The organism is Streptomyces aureus, from assembly GCF_001418135.1.
Lineage (GTDB): Bacteria > Actinomycetota > Actinomycetes > Streptomycetales > Streptomycetaceae > Streptomyces > Streptomyces aureus_A.
On sequence record NZ_LIPQ01000153.1, the window covers coordinates 1 to 24,263 of the forward strand.

Consider the following 24,263-nt stretch of genomic DNA (forward strand, 5'->3'; position numbering starts at 1 on the left):
CGGTGCCGCGGCACCGGGGGACCGACAGGGGCCACGAGGCCGGCTACTCGGCCGTGACGTCCAGGAGTCTGCGCGTGCGGGCGCTCGCGCCGCTCAGGGTCAGCGCGATGTCCAGGCTCGCGCACATGCGGTGGGCCCGGGCGAGGGCGCTGAGGGTGGCCGGGGTGGGGTCGGCGGCCGGGACGGCGACGGTCACCCGGGTCGGCCGGAGCGTCTGGACCAGGGCCTGGATCTGGAGGGCGACGGCGGCCCGGTTGGTGACGTCCAGGTCGCGGTGGAGCGTCACGTGCAGCACATGGTGACGTACGACGTGGCTGATGAGCATGGTCCCTCCGCGCAGGACGACGAAGGCCCACGACTGGACACGCTGTGGGCGGTTCGTCCGAGGATGTCATGGCGACCGGCCCGGAACCCTTCTCGTGACGCCGACGGCGCGGAGTGTCCGGCCGGACCAGGCCGAATTCACGTACATGAATCCCCGGGGTCCCGCGACTAGGGTGGGACCGACCGGGTGAACCGGTCGACATTCCAGACGTCCCCCGCCCTCACCAGGCGACTCACCAGGCGGTGTTCATGACCCAGTTCGATCTGCCCCTCGACCAGCTCCGCACCTACCGGAGCACATCCGTGAAGCCCGAGGACTTCGACGCCTTCTGGGCGAAGACCCTCGGCGAGGCCCGCACGCACGCGCTCGACGCGCGCTTCGAGGCGGTCCCGACGGGGCTCTCCACGGTCGAGACCTTCGACGTCACCTTCGCAGGATTCGACGGCCAGCCGGTCAAGGGCTGGTTCGTCCTGCCCGTCGGCACCTCCCAACCACTGCCCGTCGTAGTGGAGTTCCTCGGGTACGGCGGTGGACGCGGCCTGCCGCACACCCATCTGCTCTGGGCCTCCGCCGGGTTCGCGCACTTCGTGATGGACACCCGCGGCCAGGGCAGTGGTTGGGCCACCGGTGACACCCCCGACCCGGTGGGCAGCGCACCCTCGTTCCCCGGTTTCATGACGCGCGGCGTCGAGGATCCGTACACCTACTACTACCGGCGCCTCTTCACCGACGCGGTCCGCGCCGTGGAAGCCGCCCGCTCGCACCCTCTGGTGGACGCGAGCCGCACGGCGGTGACCGGCGTCAGCCAGGGCGGTGGGATCACGCTCGCCGTGGCGGGGCTCGTAGGGGACCTGGTGGCGGTGGCGGCGGACGTGCCGTTCCTGTGCGACTTCCCGCGCGCGACGACGATCACGGACCGCGCTCCGTACCGCGAGATAGGCAACTACCTCAAGACGCATCGCGGCCGGGTGCGCCAGGTCCAGGACACCCTCTCCTACTTCGACGGGGTCCATTTCGCCGCCCGCGCCTCGGCCCCGGCCCTGTTCTCGACGGCGCTGGAGGACCTGACGTGCCCGCCGTCGACGGTGTTCGCGGCCTTCAACGCGTACGCCGGGGACGAGAAGGCGATCGAGGTCTACGACTTCAACGACCACGAGGGCGGCGAAACGTTCCAGCAGGCGGCCCAGCTCCGCTGGCTGCCGGGGAAGCTGCGGGGCTGACGAACGGTCGGTCGAACCTGCCCGCTCCGGTGGTGAAAGGATCACTGCCGTGAAGAGCACGCGCATATGGAGTGATGGACCGGTCGGCGACGAGGCGGCCGCGAACGACAGCCTGCTGCGGCTGCTCGGCGGAGCCGAGGCCGGTGCCGGGGGCGCCGGTGCCGGAGGCGCCGAGCCCGGGACCGGGGCCGTCGGGGTCGGGGCCGATGCCGGGCCCGGGACCGGCGGGACCGAGCGGCGGATCGTGACCGGTGCCCTCGTCTGCCGGTACTGCGACTGGGACCGGTTCGAGGTGACGTCGGACGAGTGCTTCTGCGAGGGCTGCTGCCTGCCGCTCGACGTACAGGACGAGGAGGGGTGCGGCGGTGCGGACCCGGTGGTCCGGGAGCTCCGGCCGCCCACGGCTCCCAACCCCGGGGCGGGCCTGAACATGGTCACGTGCCCCGCCGACCACGACCTGTTCCAGGTGGCCGCCGCGTACACGGTCGGCCCGGCCGGTCACATGCGCCGTCTGTCGGTCGGGCTGCGGTGTCCCGTCGACGGCGCGCTGAGCCTGCTCGTCGACGACGTGCGCATGGCGTCGGCCGACGGCCGGTGACCCACGGCTCGGCCTGACTCCTCGGCTTCTGGGCTCGTCCGCTCCTCGGCGCATCCGCTCCTGGTGGAACGCGCGCCGCGCGCAAGGGCCGGAGCCCGAGCCGTGCAGCGGGCTCGGGCTCCGGCGAGGTGCACGGTCGTCGTGCACGGGCGTGGTGCCCGCCTCCCGGACGGGCCGCACGCTCACTGGTTTCAGTGCCAGTACTTCATGGTCGTACCTCCTCCCCCGTGTCTGGACGCAGGGTGACCTCGAAGCGGTCGAGACCGCGGAGGGTCAGATTGCGCCGGTGTTCTGGTTCCGCGACTGCCCTCGCCTGCGGATAGTCCCTGGCCAGGGCACCCAGGACCGATCCGGTGAGCCGGATCGCCATGGACGCGCCCAGACAGGCATGGGCCCCGCGGCCGAACCCGAGGTGCGGGTTCGGGGCGCGGTCGAGTCGCAGCTCTGCGGGGTGGGCGAAGCGGAGCGGGTCGTGGTTGGCCGCGCCCAGGAAGAGCGTGACCGGATCACCCGCCTTCATCGTGACGCCACCCAGTTCGGTGTCGGTGACGCAGACCCGGGCGTCCGCCTGGACCGGTGCGTCGTACCGGATGAGTTCGTCCACGGCCGTGGCCGGGGTCGCCCGGAACGCTTCGAGCGCGCCGGGGGTGGTGAGGAGTGCGGCCGCCGCGTTGCCGAGGAGCCGGGAGGCGGATTCGTAGCCGGCGTGGAGGACGGCGCGCAGACTGTTGCGCAGAACCGTTTCTGCCACGCCGCTGTCCGCCGCGTGCTCGGCGACGTACGCGATGAGACCTTCCTTGGGCGGGTCCGCGAGCCATCCGCCCGCGTACTCCGCGAGCCGGGCGCGTGCCGCGACGGCCGGTTCGTGCTTCTCGGGCCAGAGGCCGGCGTCCATGCCGTCGACGACGGTGCGGGACATGGGGACGAACCAGTCGAGCCCGGGAGCCTCGACGCCCAGGAAGGCGGTCACGAAGCGGAGCGCCACCGGCTCGGCGAGCTCCCCGACGAGATCGAAGGAGGGGCGCCTGGCCAACTCCGCGAGCAGATCGGCGATCTGCCCCTCCAGGTCGTCGTGGAGCGCCTGCCGGTCCTGCGCCCGGAAGCCGTCGAGCAGCAGATGCCTGATGGCGGTGTGCTCCGGCGGGTCGAGAGTCTGGACGCTGAGCAGCGGGGCGGGGATCTCCTCCCCGGCGCGCCGCCAGTCGGAGGCGAAACGGTTGCTGTCGGTGAGCACGGCGAGGCAGTCGGCGTGCCGGGTCAGGACCCAGGAACCGAGCAGTTCGTGCCACAGGACGGGGGAGGTCTCACGCATCCGGGCGTACGACGGGTACGGGTTCCGCAGGATCGACGGACGGGCCAGATCCAGAATCGGGTCCACGGCTGCCGCTTGCTCCACGAAACGTCTCCCCCTTCGCATGGGGCCTGGTTGAGGCCTTGACTGCTACCGAGTCGAGCTGTGCGAGGCGCCGGTCACCGGTGGGTGGAGCGTCTCGCTGATCTTGTCACCGACGGTTCGCCGGCCCTTCTCCGAACATCGATCCGAGCCGAGCGCCGGTGACGCTACCACGCAACTGGGGTGGCTGGTATGACTACCTGCCAGAGATCTTTCACAAATCGTCGGGGAGTTACGGAAGATGACCGGTCAGGACCAGGCAATCGTTCACGATGTCCCGGTGAACGTTGCCCAACAGCCCAACCCCTACCCGCTCTTCGAGCGCATCCGAGAGCACGGTGTCGTCCAGCGCGTGCGGCTGAATCCCACTCTTGAAGTCTGGATGGTCACGGGTTACGACGAGGCCGTCGCCGCACTCACCGACCCGCGGCTGAGCAGTAGTCCCGTCGGGGTGAACGGACTTGAGGAGGAGATGGCCCACCAGGAGCGCACCAACGTCCTGATGGCGAGCATGCTCGTCGCCAACGGCGAGGACCACACGCGGCTGCGCAACCTCGTCTCGAAGGCCTTCACGGCCCGCCGGGTGGAGCAGCTCGCGCCCCGCGTCCAGGCGCACACCGACGCCTTCCTCGACGCCTTCGCGGCACGCGGAACCGCCGACCTCGTCTCCGAGTTCGCACTGCCGCTGCCCATGGCCGTCCTCAGCGAACTCATCGGCATCCCGGCCGAGGGGCAGCCCGACTTCGCCCGCCTCGCGGTCGGCCTGATCATGCCGCCCAACACCCCGGAGCGACTCGCCAAGGGCGCCCGGGCGCGGGCCGAACTCACCGAGTTCTTCGAGCCGTTGATCGCTCGGCGGAAGGCGGAACCGAAGGACGATCTGCTGAGCGCGCTGTGCGCCGCGCAGGCGGAGGAGCGGATCAGCGACCGTGAGCTGACGGCGATGGCGATCCTGCTGACGCTCGCCGGCCACGAGACGACGGCGAGCCTCATCGCCAACGGCGTCCACGCCCTGCTGCGCCACCCGGACCAGTTCGCCGCGCTCCGCGACGACCCCTCCCTGCTGCCGGGGGCGATCGAGGAACTCCTGCGCTACGAGGGCCCGGTGAGTCGCGGTGTCGCCCGCTTCACCACCGACGCTTACGAGATCGGCGGGGTCACCGTCCCGCCCGGCGAGATGATCATCATCGGACTCGCCGCCGCCAACCGCGACCCGGCCCGTTACGACCGTCCCGACATCCTCGACGTGGCACGCCGCGAGGTTCCGCAACAGCTCGCTTTCGGCCATGGCGTGCACTTCTGCCTGGGGGCGCCGCTGGCCCGCGCGGAGGCGCGGATCGCCATCGGTACGCTGCTGCGCCGCTTCCCCGACCTCCGGCTCGCCGACCCGGACGCGGATCTGAGCCGCCGCGAGGGCATCCTGCGCGGTATGGCGACCCTGCCCGTGGCCTTCACGCCCGAAGCCTGACCCGTCGCCCCGACGGCGGAGAGACGAACGGAGACAGACGGATGACTTCGGCTTCCGGTACGGCGGAGTTCGACGCGATCGCCCCCGGCTACGACGCCTCGCGCGGCGGCACGGCCCGGGCCGCCGGTTTCGCCGAGCAGCTCGCGCCACTGCTCGATCCCGACCGGCCGGTGCTCGACATCGGCGTGGGCACGGGCATCGTCGCGGCCGAACTGACCGCACGCGGACACGTGGTGTACGGGCTCGACCTGTCGGCCGGGATGCTCGCCCGGGCACTGGAGCGGCTCGGTCCGCGGGTGGCGGTGGCGGACGCCTGCCGGCTTCCGGTGCGGACCGCCTCGGTGAGCCAGGCGGTGTCCACCTGGCTGCTGCACACCGGGCCCGACCACGGCATGGTCTTCGACGAGGTGGCCCGGGTCCTGCGCCCCGGCGGCCGTTATCTGGTGATCCCGGCCGGGGGCACCCGTCCCACGGACGACATCGGGGCCGTGGTGGGCGAGCTTGAGGACCGGCTCGACCCGCTCCGGAGCCGTCAGGACGGTCCGTGGACCCTCGCGCCGATCGCCGAGGCCCGGGGACTCGTCTACCGGGGCACCGCCTCCGAACGCCCCACGACCTTCCGGGTGTCGCCCCGGGCGATGGCCCGCTCCCTGTCGGGCGGTCTCTTCACCGGCGCCTGGTCGGTCACGGGCGACGCCACCCGCCTGGTGGCCGAGGCCCAGGAGCGGCTCCTCGCACTCCCGGACCCGGACGTGCCCCGTGTACGGGAGATGGCCGACTTCGTCATGGTGTTCGAGAAGCCCTGAGGCCCGGAGCCGGAGCCGGGGGCCGGGGCCTGACGCCAGGGCCGTGGCGTCGGCCCGGCACCCAGGCCTCGCAGGTCAGGCGTCGGACCGCAGGTCGGCCGTCGGCCTCGCCGCTCCGCCGCGGCCGCGCAGGGACGACGCGTACGCTTCGTCCGGGTCGAGACGGCGCAGTTCCTCGGCGATCAGCTCGGCCGTCGTCCGGACCTTGAGGGCGAGGACCCGGCTGGGCTGCCCGGGGATGGAGAGCCGTGCCACCGGCCCCTCGGGCCGGTCGATGCGGATCTCTCCGTCCGCGGTGCCCATGCGGACTGCCGTGACGACGGGCCCGTCGGTGACGACCCGGTCGACGGGGACGCCCAGCCGGACCTCGAACCAGCGGGCGAGGAGTTCGGCGCTCGGGTTCTCGGCCTCGCTCTCGACGGCGGCCGAGGTCACGGTCAGCGGGGCCTGGTCCAGCGCGGCGGCGAGCATGGAGCGCCACGGGGTGAGCCGGGTCCACGCGAGGTCGGTGTCCCCGGGGGCGTACGAGGCGGCCCGCTTCTCCAGGGCGGCGAGGGGGTCCTCGACCGCGTACATGTCGGTGATGCGGCGCTGGGCGAGTGAGCCCAGCGGGTCGAGGGACGGCACCTCGGGAGCGTCGACGGGCCACCAGACGACGACGGGCGCGTCGGGCAGGAGCAGCGGCAGGACCACGGAGTCGGCGCGGTCGCCGAGTTCGCCGTGGAGCCGGAGCAGCACCGTCTCGCCCGAACCGGCGTCGGTGCCGAGCCGGACCTCGGCGTCGAGCCGGGTCTCGTGGCGTCCGCGGGGCGAGCGGGCGTGGCGCTTGATGACGACCAGGATGCGGGAGGGGTGCTCCCGGGAGGCGTCGTTGGCGGCCTTGACCGCGTCGTAGGCGTTCTCCTCGTCGGTGACGACGACGAGGGTGAGCACGACACCGGCGGCGGGTGTGCCGACGGCCCTGCGGCCTTCCAGGATCGCCTTGTTGATCTTGCTGGAGTTGGTGTCCGTCAGATCGATCTTCATGCGCGGCGACCGTCCCTTCCTCTGCGGCGAGCCTAACCCTCCCGCGCGGCGGACGCGTGCGGACCCCCGTCCTCGGCCGGCTTCACGCGGATTCCGGTGCCGCCTCCTCGGCCGCGGCCTCGGCGGCGGCCTGCTCGTCGGCCCGCCGGTTGACCACGGCCGCGGCGGCGATCGCGGTGCCGAGGAAGGCGGCCACCACCACCCATGGGCGGTCGAGGACATGGTCCGTGGCGTGGTCGAGGGAGTACCGGCCGGCGCCGGTGACCCCGATCGCGGCGGCGACGAAGCCCAGGAACGCCGGGTACTCGTAACCGCCGCTCTGGGCGAAGAAGCCGGCCGGGGCGTGGACGGCGACGGCGCCGGCCATCGCCCCGGCGGCCGCGGCTCCGGCGGCCGGGGTGGCGAGGCCGAGGGCGAGCAGGGCGCCGCCGCCCGCCTCGCCGAGACCGGCGGCGACGGCGCTCTCCCGGCCGGGGTGGAAGCCCATGGCCTCCATGGCCTTGGTGGTGCCCTCGATGCCGCCGCCGCCGAACCAGCCGAAGAGCTTCTGGGTGCCGTGCGCGGCGAGTACGGCTCCGGTGCCGACCCGCAGCACGAGGAGCCCGAGATCGCGTCGGTTGGGGTGGCCCATGGGATTCTCCAGGTGCGGGAGGAGGAAAGGGGCGGACTCGTACGCGGTCCACTGTCGTCGCCCTGTCCGGCCCTCGCCGCCCGGGACCCGGGCGAATACTCCACACGAGTCATCTTTTGCGGCACTTGTCCATGGATGCTTGGGTGAGGGGGCCGTCGCCGTCCCGGGATCCGCGAGCCGCGCCCCGCCACGGCCCGAGGGAAGTGGGTACGCATGACCGCCGAGTCCATCGGGACGGAAGCCCTGCGGGCGAGGGTCCGGGCCCTGATGCCCCGGGCGAAGGAGGACCTGACCGAGCTCGTGGCGATGCGGTCGGTCGCCGACCCTCGCCAGTTCCCGCCGGAGGAATGCGCGAAGACCGCCGACTTCCTCGTACGGGCCTTCACGGAGGCGGGACTCCAGGGCATGCGGAGGGTGACGACCCCGGACGGAACGGACGCCGTCGTGGGGCACGCGCCGGGCCCCGAGGGGGCGCCCACCGTGCTCCTGTACTGCCACTACGACGTGCAGCCACCGCTGGACGACGCGGCGTGGGAGACCCCGCCCTTCGAGCTCACGGAGCGCGACGGGCGCTGGTACGGCCGCGGTTCGGCCGACTGCAAGGGCAATATCGCCATGCACCTCACCGCCCTCCGTGCGCTCGGCGGTCCGGACGGCCGGGGCTTTCCCGTGAACATCAAGTTCGTGGCGGAGGGTTCGGAGGAGCAGGGCACCGGCGGCCTGGAGCGGCTCGTCCCCCTGCAGCCGGAACTGTTCGCCGCCGACACCCTGTTGATCTGTGACACCGGCAACTTCGCGCGCGGCCTGCCCACCACGACCACCTCGCTGCGCGGGCTCGCCAACGTCGTCGTCACCGTCTCCACCCTCAAGGGGGCGATGCACTCCGGCATGTTCGGCGGTCCCGCGCCCGACGCCCTGGCCGCGCTGATCCGGATCCTCGACAGCCTTCGCGACGAACACGGCAACACCGTGGTCAAGGGGCTGTCGGGCGACGGCGTCTGGGACGGGGTGGAGTACCCGGCCGAACAGTTCCGCGCCGATGTCGGCGTCCTCGACGGGGTGTCCCTGGTCGGTACGGGTTCGGTCGCCGACGAGCTCTGGGCGCGGCCCGCCGTCACGGTGCTCGGCATCGACTGCCCGCCGGTGGTGGGGTCTTCGGCCGCCGTGCAGGCCAGGGTGAGCGCCCGGGTGAGCCTGCGGATCCCGCCGGGGGTCGACGCCGACGACGCCCAGCGCGCCCTCGCCGCCCATCTGACCTCGGCCGCCCCCTGGGGCGCCCGGGTGGAAGTGGAGCCGGAGAGCGGCGGCCAGCCGTTCCGGGCGAGGACCGACGGCCCCGCCTACCGGGCTCTGGCGACGGCGCTCCGCGAGGCGTACGGGAAGGACATGGTCCAGTCGGGGCAGGGCGGTTCGATCCCGCTCTGCAACGTGCTCGCCGCCCAGTTCCCCACCGCCGAGATCGCCCTGATCGGCGTCGAGGAGCCCGGCTGTCTCATCCACGCGCCCAACGAGAGCGTGGACCCTTCCGAGATCGAGCACATGGCGCTGGCCGAGGCGCTCTTCCTCAGCACCTACGCCACCCCGCTCTGACCGCCCCAGCTCCCCCACCCCTCCACGGAAGGACGGGAACCGTCCATGACACGGACTCACGACGGCCCGAGGCACCAGGACGTACCGCCCGGCCCGCTGAGCGCGCTCGCGGGCGCCGCCTGGCAGGCGCTCCTCTTCGCCGGAATCGCGTCCCTGCTCCTCGGCATCATCGTGCTGGTCTGGCCGGACGCCTCGCTGTTCGTGGCGGGACTGCTCTTCGGCCTCTTCCTGCTCTTCAGCGGTGTGATGCAGCTGGTCGCCGCCTTCGGCACGCACACCACGACCGCGCTGCGCGTCATGGCCTTCATCAGCGGCGCCCTCTCGATCCTGCTGGGCCTGCTCTGCTTCCGGGGCGCGACGCAGTCGATCCTGCTGCTCGCGCTCTGGATCGGGATCGGCTGGCTGTTCCGCGGCATCACCGAGACTCTCGCGGCGGCCTCCGACGCCACGATGCCGGCGCGCGGCTGGCACATCTTCCTCGGCATCGTCAACGCGCTCGCCGGTGTGGTCCTCATCGTCTCCCCGCTGGAGTCGGCCAGGGTGCTCATGGTCCTCGGAGGCATCTGGCTGCTCGTCGTCGGCGCGGTCGAGATCGTTACGGCGTTCCAGGTGCGCGCCCGCGCCAGGAACCTTCCGCCGGGGGCCTGAGGGCGTCCGCGTCTCCCCCACCCGACCGCCGGTCCGACCGCTCGCCGTCCGCCCGATTCCCGGGCGGGCGGCGACTGCTGTTGACGCGTGCGCTACATTTTGCCGGTCCTTGACCACCGATCCCCCGTGATCGTGAATTCCCGGAGACCGGCACACCATGAGCGACATCGTCAACGGCCTCGGCCGGGCCGGCGCCTACGGCGCCCTCGGCGTGGTCCTGCTGATCCTCGGCATAGTCCTCGTGGATCTGCTGACCCCCGGCAAGCTCCGCCGGCAGATCTGGGAGGACCGCAACCGCAACGCCGCGATCCTGCTGAGCTCGGCGCTCCTGGGCATCGGCGGCATCGTCTTCACCTCGATCTGGACGACGTACGAGAACTTCGGCAAGGGCCTCGCGTCGACGGCCGCGTTCGGCCTGCTCGGCCTGGTGATGATGGCCGTGGCGTTCCTGGTCGTGGACCTGGTCACGCCGGGCAAGCTGGGCGCCACCCTGGTCGACCCCGAGCCGCACCCGGCGGTCTGGGTGACCGCCTCCTGCAACATCGCGGTCTCGGCGATCGTCTCCGCCTCGATCGCCTGAGCCCACCGCGAAGACGGCCGTGCCCTTCGGGGTTCAGCCCGCCATCGGCTCCACCTCCAGGAAGCGGCGCCCGCGCGGCCCCTTGTACAGCAGGGCCTCCCAGCCGAGTCGCGTCAGGGCGGGTACGCATGCGCCGAGGGCCGCCGCCTCCTCCTGGGCCGCTCCCGAGCCCGCCGGGCCCAGCCACTCGACCACGGCCGTTCCCGGCCGGTCCCCCGGCCGGACCCGGTAGCCCGTGGCGCTCCGCGCTCCGGAGGCGTCCACGGCCGAGGGCGTGAGGCCGCCCGACTCCAGGGCGAGGGCCACCGCGCGGACCGGCTGCCGGCGCTCCCAGTCGGCCGGGACGGCCTTCGGGTCGACGCCGTCCCCGCGGTGGGTCATCCGTCTGATCTGGAGCAGCCCGTCGAGGGCGGCCCGGACCTCCCTCGACCGCTGCTCGACGTCCGCCGGGGGCACCGGCGGGCCGTCCCCCGTGGCCGCCTCGAACGTGCCGCCACCCCCGTGGCCCGCCGTCACCGCAGCCGCCGGATGTCACCGCGGACCCGGTAGAAGCCTCCCGCGGCCGCGTGCAGGGCGTCGACCACGTACCGCGCGCCGGGCTCCCGGATCGCGCGCGGGAACTGCACGTTCCACCCGGAGTCGTAGCCCTCGGAGACGACCCGGACCCGTGTCCTGCCCGACTCGTTCACACACTCCACGACCACCGAACCGGCCGGGGCGACGCTGACGGTGGTGACGGCGGTGACGGTCGTCGCCGGCTCGTACACGGGCATGGCCGCGGCGAGCTTGATGTCCCGCGCGACCGGCACCGTACCGCCCTGGGCGGCCTGGATCGCCGCCTCGCTCGCGTCCACGCAGACCAGCGAACCGTCCGTGGTCACCAGGTAGAGGCGCTCGTCGCGGTACTGCATGGAGAGCGCGGAGCCCCCTCCCGTACCGAGCTTCCACAGCCGGGTGCCGTCCTCCGCGAAGCAGTAGACGGAGGAGGCCGAGTCGGCGGCGAAGACGAACCGGCCGCCGGGCGAGGTGGCGCAGGAGTACACGGGGCTGTCGCAGCCGTAGACCGCCTCGACGCGCCCGTCCTTCTTCGCGAGCCGCTGGACCTTCTTGCGGGCCGTGCCCGCGTAGACCGCGGTGTCCTCCTGCCAGCCGAAGAGCACCCCGCCCTCGGTGGCCGTGTGCCACAGCTCACCGCCGCCGTCCGGAGCGTGGGCGGCGACGCCCCGCGTGTCCCCGTAGTAGACGGCGTCCCCGTCGGCGCGGACCATCCAGGCGTGCTCGCCCTGGCCGCCCCGCGCCCACTGGTGCTCGTCCTCGTGGTCGATGACGGTGAGCCGGCCCGAGCGGTCGGCGACGTGCAGGACGCCCTCGTGGATGTCGAGCCAGAAGATGTCGACGTCGGTGGCGATGTCGTAGGCGGCGAAGGGCAGCTTCGACGACAGGTCGTACACCTTGCCGTCGTCACAGCCGGCGTAGATCCAGAAGTCGTCGGCGACCAGGCACTTGACGCCGTCGGGCAGGCTGAACCGGGCCTGCACCTCGCCGGAGCGGTCGAGCGTGAAGACGTCCCCCGCCTGGTTGCCGACCCAGCAGCGGTCCTCGTCGACGTGGATGCCGAAGGCGGCCGACCCGGTCCGGAAGCGCCACAGGACGGGGGCGACGGCGCGCGCGGTGGAGGGCGCGGAGGTCACCGCGCGGCGCGTCACGGCGCGGGCCGCCCGCTGCCCCCGGACCGCCGGGGCGTATCCCTTGCGGACCTTCTCCCCTATCTTCTTCGCCGCGGCCGCCTGCGCCTTCGCCGCCGTGGGGAACGTGGAGCTCTGCGTCTGGCCCGCCGTCCCGATCCGGCCGTAACGGACCGACACCGTGAGGTCCTCGACGGTCACTTCGTAGAACTTGTGGGCGCCGCCGTCGTCCTGCGACAGCTCCAGATAGGTCGTCGTCGTCATGGTGAAGACGGTAGGGGCACCCACTGACAACGGCCCCGGTCGACGCCGGGGGTGCGGCGCCGCGTGGGGTGGTCCCGGTCGTGTGGTCGGTACGGGACACGGCACGCGCGCCGCTCTCCGTCGAGGACCATCTCGTCCATCCGCGCGAGCGGGTGGAGGCGGCCCCGTCGCCCGGGTGCTCGCGCGGCCGCCTACGACGCCTTCCGGGGCGACGGGCCGACCCTGCGGGGCACAGAGGCGGTGTCGGCCGGTCGGGTCCGGCCGGTCGGGTCCGGTCGGCCGGTCAGGCCTCGACCGGGTCCGACGCCGCGTCCGGCACCGGGGCCGGCACCCGATCCGGCGTCGCCGCCCGGGGGTTCTCCTTGATCGTGATCCGGCCCTTGCGGATCGTGGCGAGGCGGGGCGCCCTGCGGGCGATCGCGCTGTCGTGGGTGACCATGACGAAGGTCAGCCCGTGTTCCTTCCAGAGCCCTTCGAGCAGCTCGACGATCTCGTCGCGCATCGACTCGTCGAGGTTTCCGGTGGGTTCGTCGGCCAGGAGCACCTTCGGGCGCTTGACGAGCGCGCGGGCGATCGCCACCCGCTGCTGCTGGCCGCCGGAGAGCTCGGACGGCAGATGCCCGCTGCGTTCGCCGAGCCCGACCGACTCCAGGGCCTCGGCGGCCCGGCTCCGCCGCTCGGCGGGCTTGACACCGAGCGGGACGAGCGCGGTCTCCACGTTCTCCTGGGCGGTGAGCGTGGGGATGAGGTTGAAGCTCTGGAAGACGAAGCCGATGTTCTGGCCGCGGACCGCGGTCAGCTTGCGTTCGGGGAGCGCGGCGAGGTCGGTGCCGTCGAGCAGGACCTGGCCCGAGGTCGGGCGGTCGAGGCCGCCGAGCATCTGGAGCAGCGTCGACTTGCCGCCGCCCGTGGGACCCTGGATGACCAGCCGGTCGCCCTGGGCGAGCGTGAGGTCGACCCCGGCGAGCGCGTCGACCCTCTCCTGCCCCCGCCGGTACTGCTTGGTGACGCCGATGAGTTCGTACATGGTCCAACTCCTTTGGTACGTAGGTGGGTTCCGGATCCGCTACTCGACGCGGCGCAGTGCGTCGGCGGGGCGCAGCCGCGAGGCGCGCCAGGCTCCGAAGGCTCCCGCGACGAGGCCGCCGCCGAGGGCGAGGAGCACGGCGAGACCCACCGTGGCGACGCTGACCGGGGCGGTGAGGGCGATGTCGACGGTCTTTCCGGCCGCCGTACCGGCGGGGCCGCCGCCGAAGCCCATGCCTCCTCGGCCGCCACCGCCGCCTCCACCGAACATGCCGCCGGTCGCGCCGAGTTCGGCGGTCAGGGTCGGGCTGACGGCGGTCACCGCGTACGCGCCGGCCAGGCCGATCGCGATGCCGAGGGCGCCGCCGATGCAGCCGTTGACGAGGGCCTCGCCGACCACCTGGCGGGTGACGCGGCCGCTCTTCCAGCCGAGCGCCTTGAGCGTGCCGAACTCGCGGACCCGGCGGGTGACGGCGGAGGAGGTGAGGAGGCCTGCGACGAGGACGGCGGCGAGCAGCACGGCGTACGAGAGCCACCTGCCCACGTTCGAGGCGAGGCCGGCGGCGGTGTCGAGCGAGCCGGAGACCGTCCGGGCCAGATCGGCGGAGGTGGTGACGGTGGTGCCGGTGACGTTCTTCTGGATGGCGGTCTTGACCGCGTCGATCCGAGTCGAGTCGGTCGCCTTCACATAGATCGTGGTGATCTTGGCCGCGGAGGCCGAGAGCGTCTGCGCCCGCTTCAGCGGCAGGTACACCTGGGCGGCGGCCTGTCCGCGGTCGGCGGTCGCGATGCCGATGATCTCGAACGTGACGTTCTTCACGGTCAGTTCGTCGCCGACGGCGAGGCCCTTCTCCTGGGCGTAGGCGCTGTCGACGACGGCGACCGCGGCGTCCGTCTCGGTGGTCCTGAAGGTACGGCCCTGGGAGACCGTGGAGGTGGTGAGGGGCCCGAGGTCGGGGGCGGTGACGTCGGTGCCGTAGAGCGTGAAGGAGTCGACGTCGAAGGCCGCGCCGCCGCCGGTGACGGTGTCCCCGGGGCCGGAACCGCCGCCGGAGCCACCCCCGGTGCCGCCGCCGTCGCCGCCGGTCCCGGTGCCCGGCCGGCCCTGCTGGGTCTGGCCGCGCTGGATCCGGCCCCGCGCGAACTCTCCGTCGATCTTGAGGTTGACGAGGCTGAGTCCGCCCACCGCGCGGTCGACACCCGGCTGTCCGGCGACCGTGGCGACGGTGGAGTCCGCGAGGGTCTGGAAGCCCTGGACCATCAGCCGGTCGCTGCTCTGCTCCTCGCCCTCGTCCTTGCCCTGGAACTCGAACCGTGGGCGCTGCGGCTGCGCACCGTCCGCGGGCCGCTCCTGGGCCTTGGTCACCGTCAGGTCCGTACCGAGGCCGTAGAGGGACTCCAGGACCTTGCCCTGGGCCTGGTTCATGCCGGAGGACACGGAGTTGACGACGATGACCAGCGCGATCCCGAGCGCGAGCCCGGAGGCGACGACGAGCGCCGCCTTTCTGCGGCGGCGCAGTTCGCGCCGGAGGTAGGTGAAGAACATGGGCGTGAAGCTAGGGGCGGCGTGTGATGACGGGATAAGGCCGGCGTGAGAGCGGCATGAGAGTGATCGATCTCCTGTACGCGCGGGTCCCGGCGATGGCAGGGTCGGCGTCATGTCGAACAGCAGCGAATGGACGCGGATGGGCCCGGTGACGGCACTCTTGGACGCCACCGGGCTGTTCTTCAAATCGGCGCGGGACGCCTTCCCCGGGGCGGTCGCGGCGGACTGGGCGGCCGCCGCGGCCCTCGACCCCGGTGCGGTCGGGCCCGACGGCGCGTGGCGGCTGGACTTCCGCTGCTTCGCCGTCGCCGACCCGGACGGTTCGGGCTGGACGCTGATCGACGCGGGCGTGGGACCCGCCGAGGGCCCCGGGGCGCCCTGGTGCCCCGTGCCCGGCCGCCTGCCGGACGTACTCGCACGGGCCGGCATCGACCGGGCGGACGTCCACACCGTCGTTCTGACGCATCTGCACGAGGACCACACCGGCTGGGCCGCCGACGCCACCGGCCGGCCGTTCTTCCCGGACGCCCGGTACGTCGTCCAGGGCGCGGAGACGGCCGCCCTCGACCGCCTCGACCCGGTGTGGGACTGGGTGGTGGAACCACTCCGCGCCTCGGGCCAACTGCACGAGGTCGACGGGAGGCACCGGCTGCGCCCGGGTGTCACGCTGCTGCCCACCCCCGGGCACACCCCCGGCCATCAGTCCGTCCTGGTCGAACGGCCGGACGGCCGGGACGTCCTGGTCACCGGCGATCTCCTCGTACACGCCGTGCAGCTCGCCGCGCCGGCCGTGGCCTACGCCCACGAGCGCGACCCCGCGACCGCCCGGACCTCCCGGGAGGACCTGCTCGCGCGCGCCGCCGCCGGCGGGGCGGTCCTCGCGACGGCCCACCTCACCCGGCCGTTCGTCGACGTACCGGGGAGTCGCGCGGGGTGGTGACCCCGCGGACGGCCCTCCGTCAGGCCCCCGGCCCCGGGGCGTACGCGAGGGGGTCGGCCAGGACGTCGTGGAGGACGAGGGCCGCCGCGCCCCGGGAGGCGTCGGTGGCGGCGGAGGCCGGACGGAGGCGGCCGGCGTCCGGGGTCCAGAGGCCGGAGACGACGCGGTCGGAGAGCTCCTCGGCCAGGGCGGGGACGAGCCACGGCATCAGCTGCGGGTAGATGCCGCCGAGGACGACGGCCTCGGGGTCGAGGAGGTTCACGGCGCCCGACAGCGCGCGCCCGAGCATCCGGCCCGCCTCGGCGAGCGCCGCGAGGGCACGCGGGTCCCCCGCCCCGGCGAGGTCCACCAGATCGGGGACGCCGGTGGCCCGCGCCGCTCCGAGGAGCGCGGCCTGGCCCGCGTACTGCTCCAGACACCCCCGTGAACCGCAGCGGCAGCGCGGACCCCCGGCGTCGACGACCAGATGGCCGATCTCGCCGGCGAAGCCGTGCGCGCCGCGCAGGAGTTCGCCGTGGACGACGATGGCGCCGCCCACACCGATCTCGCCCGTCAGGTGCAGAAAGGTCCGGAGGTCGCCGAGCGTGCCGAACCACAGCTCGGCGAGGGCCGCCATGTTGGCCTCGTTGTCGGAGGTGAGGGGGAGGCCCGCGGTGCCCGGGCGCAACGCGGTGAGGGCCTCGCCGAAGAGGCGCTCGGCGTCGACCTCGTACCAGCCGAGGTTGGGTGCCTGCCGGACGGCTCCGCCGGAGACGAGGCCCGGCAGGGCGAGGCCGGCGGCCGCCGGGGCGAGGTGTCGCTCGGCGGCCGTGTCGAGGACGTCGGCGGCGATCCGGGCGGCGTCGGCGAGCACTTCGGGGGCACCGGCGGCGCGGTTGTCGAGGCGCTCGGTCCGGCGGACGCGGTCGGTGCCGGTGAGGTCGACGACGCAGACCGTCACGTAGTCGACGTTGATCTCGACGCCGAGTCCGGCGGGACCGGTGTCCGCGGGTTTCAGGACGGTGCCCGGCCGTCCCGCCTGCCCGCTGAACGTCTTGCCCGATTCGACGAGGAAGCCCAGTTCGAGGAGTTGCTCGACGAGGGAGGAGACGGCGGGCCGGGTGAGTCCGACGCGGGCGGCGACGGCCGCCCGGGTCGTCTCGCCCGCGTCGTGGACGGTCCGCAGGACGAGACTCAGGTTGTGCCGGCGCACGCCCGACTTGTCGGCCTTGGGTTCCGTGGGCTGGTTCATGGTGAGCGCGAGCCTAGCCGCCCGTTTCGCTCACCCGGAAAACGGCTCCGCCGCCGGCCTGCGGCCCCACCCGCCCCGAACAGTTCAGTCACCGCGCTCTTGGGGGCCTAGGGTTGGCCGACGGCCCGCGCCGCGTCTTCCCGCACGCCGGGGACGAGGCCTCGTTCGACGCGGACGGACGCCGTACGGGCTGCGGCACCGCCGTACCCGTCGCGGACGCCGGGGCCCGGGGCTGACACCCCGGACGACGACCCGGTGACGGCCACGCTCGCCCTGCCCCGCTCACCACCGCGCCCCCGGGGCGCCCCACGAGAGGTCCACAACGATGAAGATCCTGGTCGTCGGCGCCGGTGCCACCGGCGGTTACTTCGGCGCCCTGCTCGCCCGCGCCACTGGACGTCACCTTCCTGGTCCGCCCGGCCCGTGCGGCGGCGCTGCGCGAGCGCGGGCTCCGGGTCGCGGGCCGGGACGAGGAGTGGGTCCTCACGCCCCGCCTCGTGACGGCCGACGCGCTCGACACCGCGTACGACCTCGTGCTGCTGTCGGTGAAGTCCACCGGCCTCGACCGGGCGATCGAGGACATGTGGATCGGCCTTCCGCCGACCTCCGCGCCCGACCCGGCCGCCGGGAAGCTGTTCTTCCTGAAGCCCGCCCCCGAGGGGATGCGCCGCGCCGCCGTCTCCCTCGACGGCCCCGCCGGAGACCTCCTCGACGCCGTCTCCATGGGGCCCCGCCCCTTCCCGTCCGTCGTCGCCCATGTCGCCGAACGCTGCGGCATCGCCGCCGAGGACGCCGACCAGAAGGTCCGCGGCGCCGTCGCACAGGGCCTCCTCTGCACCTTCCACGAGGCCGAGGACGGCTCCACCGACTACGACGTCCTGCTCACCCCCGACGACCCCAGCCCGGTGACGAAGAGGCTCACCGACCGCGTCAAGGCCGGCCTGCCCGCCTTCACCGCCGCGCCCGCCGCCGAACGCGGCGACGCGCTCGCCGAACTGCGCGGCGCCCTCGGCGAACTCAGCCACGCCGCGGGCCGCCCCGCCCACGTCACGGTCGAGGAGGACTACGTGATGCCGCCGCTCAGGGTGGCCACGGAACCCTGGAAGGAATCGCTGAAGGACCTCGGCCCGGCCGTCGAACTCCTCACCGTCTTCGACTGGCTGCACGACGTGCGCGTCCTCATGACCGCCGCGTTCGTCGAGCGCTTCGGCCCCGGGGCGAACGTCCCCCTCGCCGCCAACGCGCCCTTCGTCGTCGGCGAGGTCTCCCGCCGCGCCGCCGCCATGGCCGCCGTGTACGGCCCCGACGGCCCCGGCGACCCGACCGCGCTCAAGGGCATCGGCCCCGCCGACGGCTCCCTGGAGCGCATCTACGAGCTGCGCCGCGAGGTCACCGAGGCGCTCCACGCCCTCATCGGCCAGGCCGTCGAGCGCGGCGACGACACCCTTCGCATCAGCCCGGAGCAGGTCGCGGGCCTCACCGGAGACCTGCCGGAACGATTCCGCCGAGACCCGCTGATCTACGGCATCCTGCTCCAGCGCGGCGACGGCCACCTCGTCCTCAACGACGGCCTGCCGGGCCACGGCATGCTCTACGCCCGCTTCCTGGAGGCCGACCGGCGCCTCGGCGGCCGCGCGCTGCCCCGCCTCGCCGACCACGTACGCCGGGTGTACGGCTACGACGGCGCCCGCGTCACCGAGGACCTGGGCCTGCACCGCCTCAACGTCAACGCCCACACGCCGATCCTGCCCGGCGGCCTCACCCCCGACGACTGGTTCGGACTGCGGCTCGCCCACGACCCCGAGACCGACTCCCTGCGCGTCGAGGACGCCGAAGGCGCGCCGCTGCGGGTCCTGCCGCTCGGCACCGGCCACCCCGGCCTCTTCCCGCCGCCGCTGTCCGTCGCCTCCGGCCTCGCCATCAGCGGCCGCCTCTTCAACGCCCTCCCCAACAGCTGGCACGCCGCCACCCCCTGGGACCGGGCGACCACCCGCGTCGCGCCCCGGATGGCCGTCGGCGACGTCCTCATCGGCCGCCGCCGCTGGTACGGGGGAGAGGAGCTGGGCACCGCCCTGGCCGCCGGACCCGAGGAACACGAGCGGCTCCTCGCCCTCAACGCCTGGCGCGCCAAGTACGGCGTCCCCGAGGAGGTCGTCATCAAGACCGTCCCCGAGGACGAGGGCCCGCTCTCCGTCGGCGCCCCCGACATCCAGTCCAAGCGCCTCCAGCAGAAGCCCCAGTACGTGGACCTGAGCAGCGCGCTCGGCGCCCGCGTCCTGCCCCGGATGCTGGAGCGCCGCGGCGCCGACACCGGAGGCAGCTACCTGGAGGAGGCGCTGCCCGGCGTCGTCGACGGCACCCACGCCACCGAGTGGGTCGTCGAGGTCGGCCGGACCGCCGGCGGCCGCTTCACCTACCACCCGACCACCGAGGGGGAGGAGCGATGACGATGCCCGAGGCGGCACTCAGGACGCGACCCGACCTGCACTACGCGCCCGTCCCCGGCGGCGTCTACTTCAGCGGCGCCCGCGCCCAGTTCGTCCTGCGCGGCTCCGAGGTCCTGCACGCCGTCGCCCAGGGCTGCGTCCCGCTCCTGGAGGACGGTACCGACGAGGACGCGCTCGTCGCCGAGATCGGCACCGAACGCGCCCGCCCCGCCGTCCGTCTCCTCGTCGACAAGCTCCGCGAGAACGGACTGCTCCTCGACCCGGCCGCGCACACCGCGCCCGCACCGCCCGTCGGCGTACGGCAGCGGCACGCCGAGTCCCTCGCCCGCCTCGAAGGCCTCCTCGACGACCCGTACGCGGCCTTCGCCCGGCTCCAGGCCGCGACGGTCCTGGTCACCGGCCCGGCGACCGCGACCGGCCCGGCCGTGCGCGGTCTGCGCCGGGCCGGGGTCGGCACGGTTCTCACCGGCACGGAGGAGGCGGCCACCGCCCCGGACGCGGTCCTCGACATCCGCGAGGACGACGGGAGTCCGGCACCGTCCCCCGACGCGCCCCTCGTCGTCCCCGTCCTCCTCGGCGGCACCGGCGTCACCCTCGTCGGCCCCGCCCTCACCGCCCCGGGACATCCGGCCGTCCGGGCCGCGTTCCACGACCGGGCCCGCGCCTGGGCCGCCGCCGAGTCCACCGCCCCCGCGCCCCGCCCCGTGGCGGACGCGCTCGCCGGCGCCCTCGGGGCACAGCTCCTCATCGACACCCTCACCGGTACGGCGGACACGGGCCAGGCCCATGTCGTGCACGGGACGGACCTGGTCTCCGACCGGGTCACCGTCGAGGGAGCCCACCAGGCGGCCGCGACCGGCCGACCGGGCTCCCTCCCCGAGGGCCCGTTCCCCCTCGGCACCGCCCCCGCCGACCCCCGGCCCGAACCGGACGAGGCACGCGAGACGGCGACCCCGCTCGCCGCGCGCTGGACCGGACCGCTCGCCCTCACCGAGGGCGCCGACCTGCCCCAGATGCCGCTCGCCCTGCGCGCCGCCGAGCTCCGCGCCGGCGGCCGCCCCACGACCACGGTCCTCGCCTGGGCCGCCCATCAGGAGACCGCCACCGTGGCGGCCACCCTGCAGGCCCTGCGGGCCCTCATCCCCGGGGCTCCCACCCCGGCGGCCGGTCCGCACGCCCGCATCCCCGGGGCTCCCACCCCGGCGGCAGGGCTCACGAGGGAACACTGGCTCCTCGACGGCGCGCTGCGCCTGCTCGCCGAGGAGACGGCACCCCTTCCGGCGAAGACCGCCACCCCGCACGTGCCGCCCGCGGCCCTCCCGGCGGGCGCTCCCGCCGCGGCCGCGGGCGGCGTGGCGTGCGAGGGTCTCGACGCGGAGGGCCTGCGGATCCTCGCCGGACTCCGCGCCCTCCGGCCGCACGAGCCCGCGCTCCGGCTCCACGGCGTGCCCGGCCTCGACTGGAGGCTCGCCGAGGTGACCGCCGACGGCGTCACCCTCGGCCGCGCCTGGGGCGCCGACGCGGCGGAGGCCGCCCGGAACGCCCTCTGCACCGCTCTCGCCCACACCCAGACCGCGGACGGCCCCGGCACCGTCGACCCGCTCTCCACCGACGCCCTGCTCCTCGCCGACCGCGCCGCCCTGGACGGCCTCCGCGCCCAACTGGCCGCCCGCACCGGCACCACGTACCGGGGCGAGGCCCTCCGCCACGACCCCGTGCTCGGCGAGCTTCCCCTCTGGTACGGCCCCGTGGAGGCCCACGATGCCCACTGACACGCTCACCCCCGTCCCCGCACCGGCCCTCGCCCGGGGCCCCGGGCTCGACGTCCGTCCCGCCGACGAGGCCTGGCGCCCGGCGCTCGACGTCCTCGCGGACCTCCTCCCCGAGGGAACCGTCGCGGTCGACCGCGGCTGGCACCTCGACTGGGAGCGGGCACGGTTCGACGAGGCCGCCGCCGCAGGCCGGGCCCACCTCTCCGTACGCCTCCTGGGCGACGAGGTCCTGGTGGGGCCGCTCTGGCGGCCCGGCACCGACGCGGGCTGCGCCGGCTGCGCCGAGGTCCGCGACCGCACCGTCCCCGACCATCCGCTCGCCGGCGACCTGCGGCACGCTACCGCCGCACCCGGGCCGGGCGCGCCGCTCCTCCCCGAACTGCTCCGGGCGGCCCTGGAGCACCTGGTGAGGCGGCCGCTCGGGCCCGGCGAACTCTTCTCCGTCTCGCCGCGCGGCCTGCGCCGGCACCGGATCGCCCGCAGCTTCCACTGCCCGCTCTGCGGACCGGCGGACGAGCGGCTCGACGGTACGGAGACCCCGGCGCCGCTCACCCCGACCGACCGGCCCGCGTTCCCGGACGACTGCACCCGCACCGCCGCGAGCCGGCTCGTCGAGCGCGGGGTGCTCCAGGACCGCCTGGTCGACGACCGCTTCGGTCCCGTCCGCGCGCTCCTGCGCGAGTCCCGCGCCCCGTTCGCGATGAGCATGGCCGTGGTGCCGGACGCCCCGGCGATGGGCCACGGCCGCGCCCGGACCTTCGCCGAGACCGGGCCCGTGGCGATCCTGGAGGCGTACGAGCGCCTCGCGGGCTTCCCGTACGACATCCCCGTCCTCACCCACCGCTCGTACACCGAGGTCGCCGAGCACGCCGTGGACCCGGCCGGTCTCGGGCAGTACACGGCCGAACAGCTCGCCCACCCGACCAGCAGGGCCACCCCGTTCGACGCGGACACCCCGATGGACTGGGTGTGGGGTCACGACCTCGACGACGGGCGAGCCCTGCTCGTCCCCGCCGACCACGCCTTCTACCAGTACGAGTACAACCACCGCCGCGACCGCAGGGCCGCCCGCGCCGCCGGGACGCCCGGCCGCAAGCACTACTTCTACGAGTCGTCCAGCGGCTGCGCCGTGGGCGCCAACCTCGAAGAGGCCGCCCTGCACTCGCTGTTCGAGCTGGCGGAGCGGGACGCGTTCCTGCTCTCCTGGCACCGGGCCGCCCCGCTGCCGACCATCCCGAACTCCTCCCTCACCGACCCCACCAGCCGCGCCATGATCGAGGTGATGGAGTCGCGCGGCTTCGACGTGCACCTCCTCGTCGCCACCCAGGACATCGGCCTCCCGGTCGTCTGGGTCCTGGCGGTGAACCGCCTCAACCCCTTCCCCGCCACCTTCTCCTCGGCCGGCTCCGGCGCCGACCCGCAGTCCGCGATCCGCGGCGCCCTGCGCGAGGTCGCCCAGCTCGTCACCAACCCGGTCGACTGGACCCGCGAGACCGTCGAGCCGATGGTCGAGGACCCGTGGCTGGTCCAGGAGCTGGAGGACCACGTCCGCTTCTCCTCCCTGCCCGAGACCGCCGGCCGCGCCACCGCGGCGCTCGGCGGACCCCGGGTCACCCTCGACGAGGCCTTCCCCGACTGGCCGGGCCGGATGGAGCGCGGCTCCGGCGGGGACGTGCGCGGCGCCCTTGACTTCGTCCGCGGACTGTTCGCCGAGGCCGGGCTCGACCGGATCGTGCTCGTCGACCAGACCAGCCGCGAACACGCGGACGCGGGCATCCACGTGGCCCGCGCGGTCGTCCCCGGCATCGTCCCGATGTGCTTCGGCCACGCCCAGCAGCGGCTGGCCGGACTGCCCCGGCTCACCGCCGCCCTGCGCGGCACCGGGCAGGAGCACCGGGCGATCCCCCTCGACCCCCACCCGTTCCCGTGACGGCCCCGACGGCCCCGCGCGCGGTGGACGCCGACGCCGGGGTTCCGCCCCGGCGCGGCCCGGTCGACCTGCCCGGTCCCGAGGGCGACAACAGCATCGCCCGCGAGCCCCTCTGGTACGCGTACGGGGCCGGGGACGACGCGCCGGAGGCTCCCCCGTGGACCTGGGTGCCGCAACCGCCGCCCGACACGCACCTGCCGCCCCCGCCGCCCCGCGGGGGCGGCCCGCGCCGGGCCCTGCCGCTCGGCACCCACGACCGGCTCGCGGCGCTGCCCTACCCCGCGCCGCCACCCGGCGGCGCACGGGGCCGGGACGCGGCCGAACCGGTCGAGGACCGGCTCGGCCGCGCCCTCGTCACCGCCTTCGGACCGCAGCGCAGGGAGCCGGAGAACCCCTACAACGACCACCGGCCGTACGCCTCGCCGCGCTGCCTCTTCCCCGTCCACGCCTTCGTGGACGGGGGCGCGGGCATGCCGTGGCGCCTGCTCGAACCGGACCGGCACGCCCTCACCGGCGCCCCGGCGGCCCCCGCCCGGAACGTCGTGCTCACCGGCCGGTACACGACCGTGCCACCCGCCTACCAGTGGTTCCGCGGCTCGCTCATCGCCATCGAACTCGGTTTCGTCCTCAGGGCGTTGAGCCTCGGCCTCGAACTTTTCGACGTTCCCGCGCGGCTCCGACTTCCGGGCTCCGACGCCCACGCGCTGCTGCCCGCCCTGGGCCTGGACGACGCCTGGGCGTGGTCCCTGCCGTTCGTCGTGGAGCTGGACGACGGCGGGGGAGTGCCGGCCCGGGAGGCGGACTCCGTTACCGCGCCACCGGCCCACCTCGCCCGCACCGACCCCGCCCTCGCCGAGCTGATCCGCGTCAACCGGGAGCAGACCTACGACGGCGCCCCCGCCCCGCTCACCACCGCCGTCCCGGCGGGCCTCGGCCCCTCCGCGACCGTGCCGGACTGGGCGGAACTGCTCTGGCGGCGCCACTCCGGACGCATGCCGCGCGCCCTGCACGGCATGAGCGGCCGGCGCCGGAACGTGCCAGCCGAGGCGCTCGACAGCGCGGCCCGGTGGCTCTCCGTACCACCGCCCGGACCCGAACTCGCCATCGCCTTCGAGGCATTGACCGTCACCGCCGTCG

Annotated in this window: 22 protein-coding genes; 13 read left to right on the forward strand and 9 right to left on the reverse strand. The window is 74.2% G+C overall.

Going from position 1 to position 24,263, the window contains the following annotated elements; all coding sequences use genetic code 11:
* Positions 1 to 43: 43 nt before the first annotated feature.
* Positions 44 to 325, reverse strand: coding sequence for a hypothetical protein (locus AOK00_RS14525; RefSeq protein WP_055600727.1), 282 nt, complete (start codon positions 323 to 325; stop codon positions 44 to 46).
* A gap of 248 nt (positions 326 to 573) precedes the next feature.
* Here AOK00_RS14525 and AOK00_RS14530 point away from each other — a divergent pair, with 248 nt between their 5' ends.
* On the forward strand, positions 574 to 1,545 hold the full coding sequence (locus AOK00_RS14530; RefSeq protein ID WP_055600746.1) for an acetylxylan esterase: 972 nt from the start codon (positions 574 to 576) through the stop codon (positions 1,543 to 1,545).
* 49 nt (positions 1,546 to 1,594) lie between these two features.
* A complete protein-coding gene (locus AOK00_RS38345) occupies positions 1,595 to 2,143 on the forward strand; it encodes a hypothetical protein (protein WP_055600728.1) in 549 nt (182 codons plus the stop codon).
* 205 nt (positions 2,144 to 2,348) lie between these two features.
* Here the strand turns inward: AOK00_RS38345 and AOK00_RS14540 are convergent, their stop codons facing one another.
* On the reverse strand, positions 2,349 to 3,539 hold the full coding sequence (locus AOK00_RS14540) for a cytochrome P450 (RefSeq protein WP_159041763.1): 1,191 nt from the start codon (positions 3,537 to 3,539) through the stop codon (positions 2,349 to 2,351).
* 277 nt (positions 3,540 to 3,816) lie between these two features.
* Here AOK00_RS14540 and AOK00_RS14550 point away from each other — a divergent pair, with 277 nt between their 5' ends.
* Positions 3,817 to 5,004, forward strand: coding sequence for a cytochrome P450 family protein (locus AOK00_RS14550; protein WP_254047370.1), 1,188 nt, complete (start codon positions 3,817 to 3,819; stop codon positions 5,002 to 5,004).
* 41 nt (positions 5,005 to 5,045) lie between these two features.
* Positions 5,046 to 5,810: a class I SAM-dependent methyltransferase gene (locus tag AOK00_RS14555; RefSeq protein ID WP_055600732.1), complete on the forward strand. Its 765-nt coding sequence runs from the start codon at positions 5,046 to 5,048 to the stop codon at positions 5,808 to 5,810.
* A gap of 75 nt (positions 5,811 to 5,885) precedes the next feature.
* Here AOK00_RS14555 and opcA read toward each other — a convergent pair whose 3' ends face one another.
* Positions 5,886 to 6,836 carry a glucose-6-phosphate dehydrogenase assembly protein OpcA gene (gene opcA / locus AOK00_RS14560; RefSeq protein ID WP_055600733.1) on the reverse strand — a complete coding sequence of 317 codons (951 nt, stop codon included), beginning with the start codon at positions 6,834 to 6,836 and terminating at the stop codon, positions 5,886 to 5,888.
* Positions 6,837 to 6,918: 82 nt separating this feature from the next.
* Positions 6,919 to 7,467, reverse strand: coding sequence for a DoxX family protein (locus AOK00_RS14565; RefSeq protein WP_055600734.1), 549 nt, complete (start codon positions 7,465 to 7,467; stop codon positions 6,919 to 6,921).
* A 213-nt stretch (positions 7,468 to 7,680) separates the two neighbouring features.
* Between AOK00_RS14565 and AOK00_RS14570 the strand changes: the two genes are divergently transcribed.
* The 3 genes from AOK00_RS14570 to AOK00_RS14580 all read left to right on the forward strand — a co-directional run bounded on the left by AOK00_RS14570 (position 7,681) and on the right by AOK00_RS14580 (position 10,285).
* Positions 7,681 to 9,057: a dipeptidase gene (locus AOK00_RS14570; RefSeq protein WP_055600735.1), complete on the forward strand. Its 1,377-nt coding sequence runs from the start codon at positions 7,681 to 7,683 to the stop codon at positions 9,055 to 9,057.
* Positions 9,058 to 9,102: 45 nt separating this feature from the next.
* Positions 9,103 to 9,705, forward strand: coding sequence for an HdeD family acid-resistance protein (locus tag AOK00_RS14575; protein ID WP_055600736.1), 603 nt, complete (start codon positions 9,103 to 9,105; stop codon positions 9,703 to 9,705).
* A 157-nt stretch (positions 9,706 to 9,862) separates the two neighbouring features.
* Positions 9,863 to 10,285, forward strand: coding sequence for a DUF350 domain-containing protein (locus tag AOK00_RS14580; RefSeq protein ID WP_055600737.1), 423 nt, complete (start codon positions 9,863 to 9,865; stop codon positions 10,283 to 10,285).
* A 33-nt stretch (positions 10,286 to 10,318) separates the two neighbouring features.
* On the opposite strand, the gene AOK00_RS14585 is transcribed toward AOK00_RS14580, so the two are convergent.
* The 4 genes from AOK00_RS14585 to AOK00_RS14600 all read right to left on the reverse strand — a co-directional run bounded on the left by AOK00_RS14585 (position 10,319) and on the right by AOK00_RS14600 (position 14,806).
* Entirely contained in the window at positions 10,319 to 10,801 is a 483-nt protein-coding gene (locus AOK00_RS14585; RefSeq protein WP_055600738.1) for a hypothetical protein, read from the reverse strand.
* Positions 10,798 to 12,234, reverse strand: a complete 1,437-nt coding sequence (locus AOK00_RS14590) for a WGR domain-containing protein (protein ID WP_055600739.1) — start codon at positions 12,232 to 12,234, stop codon at positions 10,798 to 10,800. The genes AOK00_RS14585 and AOK00_RS14590 overlap by 4 nt, the downstream gene beginning before the upstream one ends.
* 283 nt (positions 12,235 to 12,517) lie before the next feature.
* A complete protein-coding gene (locus AOK00_RS14595; protein ID WP_055600740.1) occupies positions 12,518 to 13,261 on the reverse strand; it encodes an ABC transporter ATP-binding protein in 744 nt (247 codons plus the stop codon).
* A 39-nt stretch (positions 13,262 to 13,300) separates the two neighbouring features.
* Complete coding sequence (locus AOK00_RS14600; RefSeq protein WP_055600741.1) at positions 13,301 to 14,806, reverse strand: ABC transporter permease; 1,506 nt, start codon at positions 14,804 to 14,806, stop codon at positions 13,301 to 13,303.
* A 112-nt stretch (positions 14,807 to 14,918) separates the two neighbouring features.
* Between AOK00_RS14600 and AOK00_RS14605 the strand changes: the two genes are divergently transcribed.
* The gene (locus tag AOK00_RS14605; RefSeq protein WP_173861564.1) at positions 14,919 to 15,746 is read left to right on the forward strand and encodes an MBL fold metallo-hydrolase; all 828 of its coding nucleotides are present in this window, start codon (positions 14,919 to 14,921) and stop codon (positions 15,744 to 15,746) included.
* 19 nt (positions 15,747 to 15,765) lie between these two features.
* Here AOK00_RS14605 and AOK00_RS14610 read toward each other — a convergent pair whose 3' ends face one another.
* Positions 15,766 to 16,977, reverse strand: a complete 1,212-nt coding sequence (locus AOK00_RS14610) for an ROK family transcriptional regulator (protein WP_055600743.1) — start codon at positions 16,975 to 16,977, stop codon at positions 15,766 to 15,768.
* Positions 16,978 to 17,090: 113 nt separating this feature from the next.
* Between AOK00_RS14610 and AOK00_RS41155 the strand changes: the two genes are divergently transcribed.
* The 5 genes from AOK00_RS41155 to AOK00_RS14630 all read left to right on the forward strand — a co-directional run.
* Positions 17,091 to 17,213 carry a hypothetical protein gene (locus AOK00_RS41155; protein WP_301554207.1) on the forward strand — a complete coding sequence of 41 codons (123 nt, stop codon included), beginning with the start codon at positions 17,091 to 17,093 and terminating at the stop codon, positions 17,211 to 17,213.
* 114 nt (positions 17,214 to 17,327) lie between these two features.
* The gene (locus AOK00_RS14615; RefSeq protein WP_254047371.1) at positions 17,328 to 19,424 is read left to right on the forward strand and encodes a 2-dehydropantoate 2-reductase N-terminal domain-containing protein; all 2,097 of its coding nucleotides are present in this window, start codon (positions 17,328 to 17,330) and stop codon (positions 19,422 to 19,424) included.
* Entirely contained in the window at positions 19,421 to 21,196 is a 1,776-nt protein-coding gene (locus AOK00_RS39065; RefSeq protein ID WP_159041764.1) for a hypothetical protein, read from the forward strand. The genes AOK00_RS14615 and AOK00_RS39065 overlap by 4 nt, the downstream gene beginning before the upstream one ends.
* Entirely contained in the window at positions 21,186 to 23,126 is a 1,941-nt protein-coding gene (locus AOK00_RS14625) for a TOMM precursor leader peptide-binding protein (protein WP_055600745.1), read from the forward strand. Before AOK00_RS39065 ends, AOK00_RS14625 begins: the two co-directional genes overlap by 11 nt.
* On the forward strand, positions 23,123 to 24,263 hold a 1,141-nt coding region (locus tag AOK00_RS14630; RefSeq protein WP_254047372.1), incomplete at its 3' end, for a hypothetical protein. The genes AOK00_RS14625 and AOK00_RS14630, both read left to right, overlap by 4 nt.

Excerpts from the sequence above, each read along its gene's own strand:
- AOK00_RS14600 (WP_055600741.1), bottom strand. The coding sequence starts at position 14,806 with ATGTTCTTCACCTACCTCCGGCGCGAACTGCGCCGCCGCAGAAAGGCG.
- AOK00_RS14525 (WP_055600727.1), bottom strand. The coding sequence starts at position 325 with ATGCTCATCAGCCACGTCGTACGTCACCATGTGCTGCACGTGACGCTC.
- AOK00_RS14595 (WP_055600740.1), bottom strand. The coding sequence starts at position 13,261 with ATGTACGAACTCATCGGCGTCACCAAGCAGTACCGGCGGGGGCAGGAG.
- AOK00_RS14565 (WP_055600734.1), bottom strand. The coding sequence starts at position 7,467 with ATGGGCCACCCCAACCGACGCGATCTCGGGCTCCTCGTGCTGCGGGTC.
- AOK00_RS14555 (WP_055600732.1), top strand. The coding sequence starts at position 5,046 with ATGACTTCGGCTTCCGGTACGGCGGAGTTCGACGCGATCGCCCCCGGC.
- AOK00_RS14570 (WP_055600735.1), top strand. The coding sequence starts at position 7,681 with ATGACCGCCGAGTCCATCGGGACGGAAGCCCTGCGGGCGAGGGTCCGG.
- AOK00_RS39065 (WP_159041764.1), top strand. The coding sequence starts at position 19,421 with ATGACGATGCCCGAGGCGGCACTCAGGACGCGACCCGACCTGCACTAC.
- AOK00_RS14605 (WP_173861564.1), top strand. The coding sequence starts at position 14,919 with ATGTCGAACAGCAGCGAATGGACGCGGATGGGCCCGGTGACGGCACTC.
- AOK00_RS14530 (WP_055600746.1), top strand. The coding sequence starts at position 574 with ATGACCCAGTTCGATCTGCCCCTCGACCAGCTCCGCACCTACCGGAGC.
- AOK00_RS14625 (WP_055600745.1), top strand. The coding sequence starts at position 21,186 with ATGCCCACTGACACGCTCACCCCCGTCCCCGCACCGGCCCTCGCCCGG.
- AOK00_RS14580 (WP_055600737.1), top strand. The coding sequence starts at position 9,863 with ATGAGCGACATCGTCAACGGCCTCGGCCGGGCCGGCGCCTACGGCGCC.
- AOK00_RS14575 (WP_055600736.1), top strand. The coding sequence starts at position 9,103 with ATGACACGGACTCACGACGGCCCGAGGCACCAGGACGTACCGCCCGGC.
- AOK00_RS14610 (WP_055600743.1), bottom strand. The coding sequence starts at position 16,977 with ATGAACCAGCCCACGGAACCCAAGGCCGACAAGTCGGGCGTGCGCCGG.
- opcA (WP_055600733.1), bottom strand. The coding sequence starts at position 6,836 with ATGAAGATCGATCTGACGGACACCAACTCCAGCAAGATCAACAAGGCG.
- AOK00_RS14590 (WP_055600739.1), bottom strand. The coding sequence starts at position 12,234 with ATGACGACGACGACCTATCTGGAGCTGTCGCAGGACGACGGCGGCGCC.